Genomic DNA, 13,486 nt, shown 5'->3' with positions numbered 1-13,486 from the left:
TAATAGTTTGATAATTGAAAACGGCCTTGATGTTAATAACTATGAGGGTTTGTTAGTTTTTAGATTACTTTTTTAAGTTTGTGAACTAACTAATTCAATTTAATAATGATATCAAAGTTTAAATGGACTTTAGCGCTATTTATGGTGCTATTTGTGCAAATTTCTTTTGCTCAAGTAAAGACATTGACAGGAGTTGTCTCTGAGGGGGGTATGACTCTACCAGGAGTGTCTGTTATTATTAAAGGGACTCAAGAAGGAACACAAACGGATTTGGACGGAAAATATTCTATCCAAGTAAAGCCTGGAGATGTTCTTGAGTTTTCTTTTATCGGTATGAATAACAAATCATACACAGTAGGAAATGCTACAACTTATAATGTAGAAATGACTTATGACGACGGAATGTTAGAGGAAGTAGTTGTTGTTGCCTATGGTACTGCAACTAAAGAATCTGTAACAGGGGCTATTTCGGTTGTAAAGTCAGATGATATTACTAAGCGATCTTCTTCAAATGCTGTTTCAGCTTTAGAAGGTGCATCTGCTGGTATTCAAGTGAATAATACTTCAGGTCAGCCTGGTTCTGAGCCAGAGGTTCGTATTCGTGGTTTTACATCTTTGAAAGGAGAAGTAAAAGGAGTTGATGCTAACGCACCTTTATACGTAGTAGATGGTGTTCCTTATGGTGGTAATATTTCTGATATTAATCCTGCGGATATTGAAAGTATGTCTGTTTTGAAAGATGCATCTTCTACAACGTTATATGGTAATAGAGCATCTAATGGGGTAATTATGATTACTACTAAGAAAGGTTCTAAAGCTGGTGTATCTTTTAACGTGGATATGAAACAAGGTGTTTATACACGTGGTATTAAAGATTACGATCGCATCGGACCAGATGACTTCATGAATGTAATGTATGAAGGTTATAGAAACAGTCTTTTAACAGGAGGAAAATCTTTTGATGAAGCTACAGCTTTAGCAAATAGTGGATTGATTAAAGACTTCTTAGGTTTGAATATTTACGACAAGCCTGCAGATCAATTGTTTGAAAATGGTCAATTAAGATCAGATGCTCAAATATTAGAAGGATACAAAAGTGATTTAGATTGGTACAAACCAATTGAAAGAACGGGGTATTTCCAAGATATTAATATGAATGGTAGAATTGCTAACGAAAAAGGAGGAGCATACTTTTCTACAGGATTCTTAAACAACGAAGGATACTTTAAAAAATCTGATTTCAAACGTTTTACTGGAAGGTTAAATGCAGATTATAACGTAAACGATTGGTTAAAAGTTGGAGCAAATATCTCTGGATCTCATCAAGTATCGAATGGTGTTCCAGCGGATAGAGACAATACTAACAACTTTACAAACCCATTTATGTTCGCTCGTAACATTGCGCCTATTTACCCTGTTCACTTGCATAATGCAGATGGTTCATTTGTAAGAGATGAAAGTGGAAACAGAGTTTATGACGATGGTACTAAAACAAGAAATCAGTTTAAAGGTAGACACAATATTTGGGAGAACGAATTGAATTCAATGGAAACAATTCGAAATACCATGAATGCTCAAGTATTTGCAGATATTAAGTTTTTAGAAGATTTTACTTTCTCTATTAGAGGGGATTTAAATACAAGTAACGCTGAAGATCGCAAATATGAGAATGCTATTATCGGTGATGGTTCAGGAACAATTGGACGTGGACGTCGTGATATTAGAAGATATAAAACGTATACAGCGCAACAATTGTTGAACTGGAACAAAGATTTAGGAAATCACAATCTTCAAGTTTTATTAGGACACGAAAATTACAGTACGGAAAGAAGTACATTATACGCTATCAAATCAGGAGAGACTTTCGCAGGATTACCTGATTTCGTAAACTTTAGTGAAACAACTAACTTATTAGATTATACAGATGTTTACCGTACAGAAGGTTACTTCTCTCGTGTGAAGTATAACTATGATAATAAGTATTTCGTAGAAGGATCTTTCCGTCGCGATGGGTCTTCTAAATTCCACAAAGATAACAGATGGGGTAACTTCTGGTCTGTTGGAGGTAGCTATATCATCTCTAACGAAAATTGGTTCCAATCAAGCGTAATTGACAATCTTAAAGTTCGTGCTTCGTATGGTGAAGTAGGTAACGATCAAGGTGTTGATTGGTATGCATACCAAGATTTGTATGCGATTGTTAAGAATGGTGGTAAACCAGGTGCTTATAGATCGCAAAATGGAAATAAAGATCTTAAGTGGGAAACTTCTTCTTCATTTGGAGCAGCTGTAGAAACAAGATTGTTTAACCGCATGAATTTAAGTGTGGAGTATTTTGACAAGCGTTCACAAAACTTATTGATCGACTTTAACTTGCCACTTTCTACTGGAAGTACATCTACTGGAAGTGCTGAGGCATTAATCACAAGAAACGTTGGTGTTATTACTAATAAAGGTATTGAGGTTGCTTTTGATATCGATATCATCAACAATCACGATTTAAGATGGAACTTTGGTGCTAACGCAACTTGGTTAAAGAATAAAGTTGCTTCTTTACCAGCAGAAAATAGAGAGGCTGGAATTGTTAGAAATGACTACCAAAAAATTGCAGAAGGTAAGAGTGTATTTGAATTTTACTTATATCAGTATGCTGGTGTAGATCAAATGACAGGAAATGCTTTGTATGAATTAGATACAGATGTGTACACTGCAACAGGAGAAGCTGGTAAAAAACAAGTTGAAGATCAATATTTAGCTCAAATTGGAGACAAATATTACACTACTTATACAACTTATGCGCGTAGAGATTGGTCTGGTAGTGCATTGCCTAAAGTAAATGGTAGTTTTAATACTTCATTAAGCTATAAAAACTTCTCTTTATCTGCTTTGTTTACGTATAGTATTGGTGGGAAAGTTTACGATACTTCATATTCAGGTTTAATGAATGTTACATCAAATCCATCAGCTTTACACAAAGATATCTTAGGATCTTGGACTGGTGCTCCTGAAGGAATGACAGAAACATCTCCTAACAGAATTGATCCTAATGGAACTCCAGTAATGGATTTTGATAGATCAAGCTATACAAGTGGAACTTATTCTGATAGATGGTTGAAAGACGCTTCTTATTTAGTGTTCAAGAATATTTCATTGAGCTATGAGATGCCGAAAGAAACTATGGAGAAGATGGGGATTAACGGATTGCGTTTTACTGCAGGAGTTGAAAACGTTTTAACTTTTACAAAACGCAAAGGAATGAATCCACAACAAACTTACAATGGTATTCTGTATGATGCTTATGTTACTCCTCGTACATATACATTTGGTATTAATGTTGCATTCTAAAATTAACGAAAATGAAATTTAAAAATATAAAATACTTTGTACTTGTTGCTGCTATTGCTTTAAGTGGTGCTTGTAGTTCAGACTATTTGGATACTTATCCTACAGATGAAGTTTCTCCAGAAACTTTACTTAAGGACACAAAAGGTATTAAAATAGCTGTTAATGGTTTAGCAAAATTGATGGTTACTCAGCATGTGGGTAGTCAAGGATTTAATGGTGAAGGAACGATTAAGATGTATTATGGGGAATACATGGGACAGAATTTCCGTGTAAACTTACCTGGTTGGAAAAATCTAATCGTTGGAAACTTTTACGATAATGTTTCTTCGGTTTACGATTATTATCCATGGCATTATTATTATAAAATAATTGCAGATGCAAATACTATTATTGAGCATGTAGATAGTGCTGAAGGAACTAAAGATGAAAGACAATACTTAAAAGCTCAAGCTTTGGCATATAGAGCTTATAGTTATACGATGTTATCTCAAATCTATGGTTATAGATGGGATGATTCGAATAATGGAAGTCAAGCGTGTTTAGTACTTCGTACATCGGAGAATCAACCTGCAGAATTACCTTTATCTCCTTTAGCTGATATTTACACGCAGATTTATGCTGACTTAGAAAGCGCGATTAGCTTATTCGATGAGAGTAATTACGATCGTCGTGGTGAGAATCACTTGATTGATGGTACTGTTGCGAAAGCTATTTTCGCAAGAGCTGCTTTAGCTAAGAAGGATTACGACACAGCTAAGAAGTACGCTTCTTTAGTGAAAGAGGAGTATCCATTGATGACTGTAAAGCAATACCAAGAAGGTTTTGCAAATCCTAATCAAGAGTGGATTTGGAGTAGTCATGGTGCTTCTGATGAGCAATTATTCTATTTCTCATACCAAGCGTATATGGCGTATAACTCATCAGCTACTGCTGTTCGTAGTTATCCAAAACGAATGGCTAAAGAGCTTTATGAAACTATTCCAGAAACAGATATTCGCAGAGAGTTATTCTTAGATCCAACTCCATTTAACACATATAATGATAAAGGTGTACTTGTAGATGGAGTGTACGCTCTTGATTCAGGTGTGACTGAAAACGGTTCAGAGATGGATAAGTTAGCAAGAGATAAATTCCGCGATCTTAACCCTGCTGCGACGGTAGCTGCTTATATGCAGTTTAAGATCAAAGCTAATGATATGCCAGGTGTAGGACATTTGAATCATTTTAGAGTTTCTGAAATGTATTTAATTGAGGCTGAAGCTGAACATTTCTTAGGTAATGATAGTGAAGCTGCAAAGATATTAGTTGAATTGACTAAAAATTCAGGTAGAGATGAAGCTTACACTTGTGATAAATCAGGTGATGAGATGTTTAAAGAAATCGTGAAATACAGAGGAATCGAACTATGGGGTGAAGGTTTTGACTGGTTTGATATGAAGCGATGGAATTTAGATATCAATCGACTTGAAGGTAAAGAAGGTGGAAACTATCCAGCTTCATTAGCAGGTAAGATTGACGCTCAAAGTTCACATAAATGGACTTGGAGAACACCAAATAAAGAAGTTGACTTTAGTTCAGAATTGAAATAAGACAATTGATATTATTAGATAGAGAAGAGTCACAACATTTGTTGTGACTCTTTTTTTGTTTCAACCAAGTTGGTTTGGGTTTAGCAGGTTTTTCTTGTGATTTCCCACTGTGTCTATTCTTTTTTTAGGCATTTTTCCAGAGAACATTCACTGGAGTTAGTGTAGATATTAAAATTTAACAGTGTTTTGAATATTTACATTTATTGTGATTTACAGATGGTATTTTAAGGATTATAAGTATTGCTTTTTGCCTGTGTTTTTGTGTTTTTAATAAAATATGTTTGATATGTGTAATTGTATATATGTCTTTCTGTGTTAAAGTTTCAGTTTTGTTGAATTTTTAGCACGATTTTTTCTTGTACTCTTCCTCAAAAACTAATTCAATTTAAATATGAGATCAAAGTACAAATGGATTTTGAGTATACTCTGCTTGTTTTTCTTTCAAGTGGGTTTTGCTCAACAAAAAACTTTGACAGGAACCGTAGTAGAGGATGGCCTTTCTCTACCGGGAGTTACTGTTATTATTGAAGGGACCCAAGAGGGTACTCAAACTGATTTGAATGGTAAATATTCTATCAGTGTAAAACCAGGCCAGACGTTAATCTTTTCTTTTATCGGCATGAAAGATGTTAAGTATAAAGTGGGGGCAGCTTCATTTTATAATGTACATATGGTCGCTGCAGGAGAAGAATTAGAGGAAGTCGTTGTTATGGCGTATGGACAAACTAAAGCTAAAAACGAAATCACAGGTAATGTGGTAGCAGTGAAGGGGGAAGTTATAAGTCAAACACCTGTAGCATCAGTCGATCAAGCGCTTCAAGGACGTGTAGCTGGTTTGCAAATTGCTTCTACATCTGGGTCACCTGGAGCAGTACAAAATATCCGTATTCGCGGGCGTAACTCTATGTCGGCTAATAATGAGCCTTTGTACGTTGTTGATGGAATGCCTATTATTACTGATAACTTATCTGGGGCAGTTGATAGCGATGGAGTTGCAACGGGAACTTCTTTGTCAGCTTTATCTGGTATTAACAGTGACGACATCGAATCGATGACTGTGTTAAAAGATGCTGCCGCAACTGCTGCTTATGGTGCACGTGGTGGTAATGGAGTAATTTTGATTACTACTAAAAAGGGTAAAAGAGGAGAGCCTTCTTATAGTTTGAAAACAAGTGTTGGTTTTCAAAACTTTGCACGTAAAGGACCAAAATTCTTATCAGGAGAACAAAAGAAAGAATTGTGGTTAGAGGCAAATATTAATTCATTTGGTAAAGAAGAGGGTTTCAATAAAGACAATGTTTGGGATTGGTATGTAGGAGATTATGGTAATGATGGATTAGTGCAATGGGTAAACAATGGTTCAGTGAACAACGATTGGCGTAAAGCTGTTAAGAATCAAGATGCTTTAGTAACTTCTGTTAGCTTAGGTGTAAATGGAGGTGATGAAAAGGGTACTTATTATGCGAGTTTAGGGCATGATAAATATGAAGGAGCAGTTATTGGTTCTGACTTTAGAAAGGTAACAGGGTCATTTAATATGACGCGTAATCTGAATGAAAAGTTGGATATTACCATTGGGGCTAATGTTTCGAACATTAAGCAAAATGGTATTATGGAAGGGGGAGCGTATTTTTCTAACCCTAACTTGACAGGGATGTTTATGAGTCCATGGGCACCGATTTATGCGGAAGATGGTTCGTACAACTTGGACACGCCTGCAGGGTTACACAACTCTCTATATACGAGTAAACACAACTCAATAGTGAACGATATTACAAGAGTAATATCAAATAATGCTATTGGTTATAAAATATTAGATGATTTAAAATTTGAGTCAAGTATTGGTTTGGACTATACCTTGTCAAACTATTCTCAATATTATAATCCTATACACGGGGATGGTAAAGCTTATAAGGGGTCAGCTTCTCAAGATGAAAAGCGAATCTTTAACTACGTTTGGCAAAACTCGTTGAACTACCGTTTTTATTTAGGGGATTCACATCGCTTCAATGTAAAAGGAGTTATGGAGTACCAAAAGAATAAATTCAATAGATTACAAGGTAGAGGAGAGGTATTACCTCCAGGAATGGAAGGTCTTGGAACAGCAGCGGCTAACTTTACGACATTTGCTGATTACTACGATTGGTCACAGTTGAGCTATTTGGGAATGTTAAACTACGACTACCAAAATCGCTATTTATTGGATGTAACTTTCCGTAGAGAAGGTTCTTCAAGATTTTCAAAAGACGAGCGTTGGGGGAATTTCTTTGCTGTAGGTGGTGCATGGAATATTAGTTCAGAGGCTTTCATGGATAGTGCACATGCAATTAGCCTATTGCGTTTGAGAGGGTCTTATGGTACGACAGGTAACTCAACTATCAATCCGAATATGTATATGCAGTTGTTAGAGCCTGGTACATATAACAATGAATCGGCTATTATTGCTTATCAATATGGTGGACCTTTGGGATGGGAAAAACAAGAGAAATTCGATACAGGAGTTGAGTTTGGATTCTTTAATAATCGCTTAACGGGAAGCTTTACTTATTTTCAAAGTAAGAGTAAAGACCTATTGTATCAACGTCCATTGTCTATGACTTCTGGGTATGAAGCACAATGGATGAATATTGGAGATATGACTAATAGAGGTATCGAGGTAGAACTGAATTATGATCTATTTAGAGGAGATGACTTTAACTGGTCTATTGGTGGAAACGTTGGAACAGTAAAGAATAAGGTAACTAATATGCCTGTGATTAACGGTGAAACGGTTAAAGTTTTGGGAAGCTATAATGCGATTGAAGAAGGAAAAGCATATGGTACTTGGTATTTAAGAGAATATGCGGGTGTAGATGCTCAAACGGGTAATGCACAATGGTATAAGGCAGATGGTACTAAGACGACAAATTACAACGAAGCAGAGGTGCGATACCAAAATACAAGTGCTCTTCCTAAAGTAACAGGTGGTGTTAATACGCACGTTGATTATAAAGGGTTTTATATGGATGCTTTATTTTCTTTTGCAGCAGGTTATTCTGTGTACGATGGATGGGCTTCCTATACAAATACAGTTAATTCACGTTCACTATATACCTATAATGGTACTACTGAGTTGATGGATAGATGGCAGCACCCTGGTGATATTACAGATGTTCCTCGTGTATCTACAGGAGGTAATGCTAATTATACTTCACCAAGTACGAGATGGCTGTACGATGGAGATCATATTCGCCTTAGACAATTGACATTTGGTTATAACTTGAAGAAAGAAGCTGTTAAATTCATTGGTGTAGATGGAGTGAACTTAGCTGTATCTGCTATGAACCCTTTCACTTGGGTGAAAGATAAAAGATTGAAATGGGATCCAGAGGTAGATGCTACAGGATTTGTAGAAATGGCTACCCCACCTTTGAAGTCTGTGATTTTTACGTTAAATGTTAAATTTTAAAAGCAATGAAAAAGATATTTAGAATATTGACGGTTGTTGGTTTTCTCGGAATAGGTGCGATGACATTTACGGCTTGTTCATTAGATTCAGAACAATCAAATTACAAAGATGGTTCAGAGCCAATTAAAACAACAGAAGAGTTAAAAGCGACTGTGAATGGTGCATATGCAAGGATGACAGCTGAATTCTATTATGGTAGAGATGTCATCGTATTTTCAGAAGCAAGAGCTCCTTATATGTATTCGTCTGACCGTACAGGGCGCTTTGGAAATGTTTCGGGTTTTGCTTTGTTGCCAACTCATAAATATGCCGTGGATACATGGTTGCAAATTTACCGTGTAATTACGAATGCAAATAAAGTTATTGGAGCAGATGTAGAGAGTAGTGCTGTTAATAATTATTACAAAGGGCAAGGTTATGTAATTCGCGCGTTGGCACATTACGACTTGGTTCGTTTGTATGGTGAGCAGTATGTAAATGGTGCAGGGGTATCTGCTTTAGGAGTACCTTATAAAACAGATCCTTCTAATGCTGATGAAAAAATAGCTCGTGCTACTGTAAAGGAGAATATGGAGCGAATTTTTGAAGATTTAGATCAAGGTATAGTTTATTTGAAAGAAGGTAGAGATAATGGAGCTGAAGGGAATAGTCTTGTGAAAGAGCGCATTAACTATGCTGCAGCGTTAGGTTTGAAATCTCGTATCGCTTTGTTCTTTTCTCAATTTGACAAGAGTAAATTGGATGTGGTAATTGAGTCAGCAGCAGAGGCGATTAATAACAAAGGAAATGTTGACGTATTGCCAAGATCAGGTTATTTGGATGGTTATAAATCGGAAGGTGTTATGACAAATTCTCTTTTTGAATTAGCTCAATCAGGAACAGATAATCAGTTTACTGCAAGTTTGCAATATATTTATAGTATTGGTACTTCAGGTGGGTATGGTGATCTTCAATGGAATTATGCTACTGTAGATACAGTATTTAATCCAAAGGATGGAGAGGATATTCGCGCAGAAGTAATCAAATTAGATGGTGCGAAAGATACGGAAGCACTTAGAAATACAGGTAAGTATGTAAGTAGATCGTCTAATATTCGCATGTTGAGAGTAGAAGAGGTGATGTTGAATTACGTTGAGGCTCAGTTACAAGGAGCGTCAAATGGAGATGCAGCTGTTGCTTTAGATTATATGAACCAGATTGAAGGTAAGCGCGTAGTGTTTAAAGAGAACGGTACTGAGAAGCCAAAAAGCTTTAGCACTATAACGATGGACGATTTGAAAGATGTCCGTCAGAAAGAGTTGATGTTTGAAGGTTTTGGATTTGAAGATGCAATGCGTTGGAAACTACCGATAACAAATCCTAAAATCATCGCTAATGAAGATATTGGAGATTCTATTGAGTTTGGCAATCCTTTCTTGGCGTTTCCAATTCCTCAAAAGGAGATTAATGTTTCAAAACTTGAGCAGAATCAGGCTTATAAATAAGAAACTTTCTTTTTAAGATATTCGTATAAAAAGCAGTGGTAATTCCACTGCTTTTTTTGTTTTAAGGAAGTTTGTTGATTTTTTATGTGGTGTGAAGTTACTTTATGTCAATAATATAGGGTGATTTTTCATTTGCTTTGACAAAAAAAGGCGTTTTTTTAAAAAAATAACCTTTAACGTATTGTTAGTAAGATGTATTAAAAACGGGTAGTATTGATTTTATTTTCATCAAATATGTTAAATAGTTGTTGTGTTTTTATTTTTGCGCGTTTAGGCTTAGTTATGTATTGTTGTTGTATTTGATTTATGTAAATTTTTTGTGAATTAAACTTAATTATTATATAAATATTTTGTTAGTTTTGTTGAACTAACTAATCAATATTTTAAGATGAAATCAAAGTACAATTGGTTTTTGAGCATCTTGCTTGTGTTATTGGTGCAAGTGGGATTTGCTCAAGAGAAAACTCTTACGGGAGTGGTACAGGAAGATGGACTTACTCTTCCTGGGGTATCCGTTGTGATTGAGGGAACTCAGTTTGGAACACAAACGGATTTAGACGGTAAGTACTCGATAAAAGTAAAACAAGGACAAACACTTGTCTTTTCTTTTATTGGTATGAAAGACGTTAAGTATAAAGTGGGGGCAGCCTCAGTTCATAACGTAACGATGGGAGCTGATGATAGCCAACAATTAGAAGAGGTTGTTGTTACTGCCATGGGAATTAAGCGTAGTGCTAAAGCTTTAGGATACGCGACACAAGAAATTAAAGCAGAACAGATTAATCAAACTGATAATAGTAGTTTGGCTGGAGCGCTTCAAGGTAAGGTTGCGGGTGTTCAAATTACACCTTCAAGTGGTGCGCCTGGTGCTTCGTCACAAATTGTTATTCGTGGAGCAAGATCTTTTACAGGGAATAATACACCTTTATATGTAATTGATGGAATGCCTGTGGAATCAACTGCGGATTTTTCTACTGGAAATAGTACAAGTGGTGCAGACGTTGCAAACCGTGCAGTTGATATTGATCCAAATGATATTGAGTCGATTAATATTTTGAAAGGACAAGCTGCATCTGCATTATATGGTATTCGTGCATCAAATGGTGTTGTGGTAATTACTACTAAAAGCGGTAAAGGTTTGACAGAAGGAAAACCTGTAATTAGTTTTAATTCAACAGTTAGTTTTGAAACATTGTCAAAAAAGCCTAATCTGCAAAAAACTTACGCACAAGGTTATTATGATTCTAAATTAGGGCAATATGTTTATGATCCTAATTCATCGTTATCATGGGGACCAAAGATTTCTGATCTACCAAATGATCCGAAATATGGTGGAAACGTAGCGAATGATTATAACGGTGGAGTGTTGAGACCTGGGAAATACTATGTTCCTCAGTTGGCAGCTGCAGATATGGATCCTTGGGTTACACCACGTTCGTATGATAATATAGATGATTACTTTGGTACAGGTCATACTTTGACTAATTCATTTAATATTAGTCAAAATGTGGGTAAAACAAATTACTCTTTTGGTTTTGGTAATACTACTCAAGAAGGGATGATGCCAGGTACAGATATGAAACGTACAAATATCAAACTTGCAGCTGATACTCAGTTAAGTAAAGAATGGAAAACTGGTTTTTCGGGTAATTATGTTCAAAGTGACATAAATAAGGCTTCTTCTGCAAATGATTCTCCTTTACCAGGAGTATTTGGTGGGCCTACAAGTTATAACTTGAAAGGTATTCCTTCTGCTAGCCCAAGAGACCCATATCAACAAATCTTTTTTAGAAATACAGTATTTAATAATCCTTATTGGGCGGCTAATAATAACGAATTTAGTGAGAAGACAAGTCGCTTTTATGGGAATGCATATTTAGCATACTCTCCTGAGATTAGTGCAGATGGATCAAAGAATTTAACAATTAAATATCAGGGAGGTTTAGACTCATATACTACTCATCTGCGTGATGTTTTTGAGTTTGGTCATGCTCATAATATGTCTGGAGGAAGTAGTAGTGTAAGCTTAAATGGAATTACAAAAAATGTTTGGAATTCTTTATTTACAATTAACTATGACATGTTTTTAGGTGACAATTGGAAGTTAGATGTAATGGTTGGGAACGAGTTCAACGAAGAAACGACAAAAGGTTATGAGGATTATGGTTCTCAGTTAAACTTTGGAGGTTGGGCAACAATTGCTAATGCTGTATCTACTACTTCAAGAGAGACTAGAAGACAAAAACGTACAGTTGGTATATTTGGAAATATGGGTATTTCTTATGCTGATATGATCTTTTTAAGTGGTTCTATTCGTAAAGATGTTGTATCATATATGCCAAGAGATAATAGATCATTTGTTTATCCTTCAGTTTCATTAGGTTTTGTTCTTACTGAGTTAGAAGGTTTGAGAGATAACTCAATCTTAAGTTTTGCTAAGTTAAGAGCATCTTACGCTGAAGTAGGACAAGCTGGAGATTATTATAATGATTTCTATTACAAACCTTCATATGGTGGAGGATTTTGGCTTGGAGAACCAATTTTGTATCCAATAGAAGGAGCAGTTGGATTTGCTCCTTATCCAGTAAAATATGATCCACAATTGAAACCTCAGAATACCAAGTCATGGGAGTTTGGAGCTGATTTGAAATTTTTTGATCATAGAGTAGGAATAGATTATACTTTCTCTCGTCAAGATGTGAAGGATCAGATTTTTGCTGTCCCATTAGCAGGATCTTCTGGAGCTCAGTCTTTCTTGACAAATGGTGGGAAAATACATACTATAGCTCATGAGATTGCGGCATACTTTACTCCTGTTAGAACAACAGATTGGGAATGGACAGTTAATGTGAATTTCTCTAAAGTTGATTCTTACGTTGATGAGTTAAAAGATGGAGTATCAAATATTTCTTTAGGAGGATTTGTAACTCCTCAAATTCGTGCACAAGCTGGAGATCGTTTCCCTGTAATTTATGGTGAAAGTTTCCTTAGAGATCCGAATGGTAATATTGTTGTTGATGAAGATGGTATACCTATGTTAGGTGAAACTAAAGCATTAGGTGAGGTTGCTCCAAAATTTATCTTAGGTGGATCTACTTTCTTAAAATGGAAAAAATGGAGCTTAAATGCAACAGTTGAATGGAAAAATGGAGGTAATATTTACAGTGGATCAAATTCATTGATGGAGTATTATGGTACTGCTGGGAATACTGGAGATCGTGAGAAATCTTTTGTTTTTGATGGAGTAAAACAATTAGCTGATGGAACTTATGTTAAAAATGATATTGTTATTGGTGCAGATCCTGCTACAGCAGCTGTAGAAAGACAGATTTTTAATAGCGCAATGAATGATATTACGGAAGCTAATGTATATGATGCAAGTTTTGTGAAGTTAAGAGAGGTGAGTTTAGGGTATACTTTTGATAAGATATGGGAAAATAAAGTAGATTTAAGAGTTTCTGCATTTGCAAGAAATATTTTATTATGGTCTAAAATGCCTAATCTTGACCCAGAGGCTTCTCAGGGAAACACAAATATGAGTGGAGGTTTTGAACAATGGTCAGTTCCTCAAGCTAAGAGTATTGGTTTTTCATTAAATGTTACTTTTTAATTTAGAAAGA

Annotated in this window: 5 protein-coding genes; all 5 read left to right on the top strand. The window is 35.7% G+C overall.

Annotated elements, in window-relative coordinates; all coding sequences use genetic code 11:
• Positions 1 to 105: 105 nt before the first annotated feature.
• Positions 106 to 3,345 carry a SusC/RagA family TonB-linked outer membrane protein gene (locus tag NWE55_RS05390; protein ID WP_160339338.1) on the top strand — a complete coding sequence of 1,080 codons (3,240 nt, stop codon included), beginning with the start codon at positions 106 to 108 and terminating at the stop codon, positions 3,343 to 3,345.
• A gap of 11 nt (positions 3,346 to 3,356) precedes the next feature.
• Positions 3,357 to 4,934, top strand: coding sequence for a RagB/SusD family nutrient uptake outer membrane protein (locus NWE55_RS05385; protein ID WP_155092802.1), 1,578 nt, complete (start codon positions 3,357 to 3,359; stop codon positions 4,932 to 4,934).
• A gap of 391 nt (positions 4,935 to 5,325) precedes the next feature.
• Positions 5,326 to 8,382, top strand: coding sequence for a SusC/RagA family TonB-linked outer membrane protein (locus NWE55_RS05380; protein ID WP_258204647.1), 3,057 nt, complete (start codon positions 5,326 to 5,328; stop codon positions 8,380 to 8,382).
• A gap of 5 nt (positions 8,383 to 8,387) precedes the next feature.
• Positions 8,388 to 9,866 carry a RagB/SusD family nutrient uptake outer membrane protein gene (locus tag NWE55_RS05375; RefSeq protein WP_155092804.1) on the top strand — a complete coding sequence of 493 codons (1,479 nt, stop codon included), beginning with the start codon at positions 8,388 to 8,390 and terminating at the stop codon, positions 9,864 to 9,866.
• 388 nt (positions 9,867 to 10,254) lie between these two features.
• Positions 10,255 to 13,476 carry a SusC/RagA family TonB-linked outer membrane protein gene (locus tag NWE55_RS05370; RefSeq protein ID WP_258204646.1) on the top strand — a complete coding sequence of 1,074 codons (3,222 nt, stop codon included), beginning with the start codon at positions 10,255 to 10,257 and terminating at the stop codon, positions 13,474 to 13,476.
• The last annotated feature ends 10 nt before the right edge of the window (positions 13,477 to 13,486 follow it).

It is taken from the genome of Myroides albus (assembly GCF_024722315.1).
Taxonomy (GTDB): Bacteria; Bacteroidota; Bacteroidia; order Flavobacteriales; family Flavobacteriaceae; genus Flavobacterium; species Flavobacterium album_A.
Note: the sequence above shows the minus strand (reverse complement) of the source record. Positions and strands in the feature narration are given on the sequence as shown.

What these genes read in the sequence shown, in the direction of transcription:
- NWE55_RS05390 (WP_160339338.1), top strand. Translation starts at nt 106, where the DNA reads ATGATATCAAAGTTTAAATGGACTTTAGCGCTATTTATGGTGCTATTT.
- NWE55_RS05385 (WP_155092802.1), top strand. Translation starts at nt 3,357, where the DNA reads ATGAAATTTAAAAATATAAAATACTTTGTACTTGTTGCTGCTATTGCT.
- NWE55_RS05380 (WP_258204647.1), top strand. Translation starts at nt 5,326, where the DNA reads ATGAGATCAAAGTACAAATGGATTTTGAGTATACTCTGCTTGTTTTTC.
- NWE55_RS05375 (WP_155092804.1), top strand. Translation starts at nt 8,388, where the DNA reads ATGAAAAAGATATTTAGAATATTGACGGTTGTTGGTTTTCTCGGAATA.
- NWE55_RS05370 (WP_258204646.1), top strand. Translation starts at nt 10,255, where the DNA reads ATGAAATCAAAGTACAATTGGTTTTTGAGCATCTTGCTTGTGTTATTG.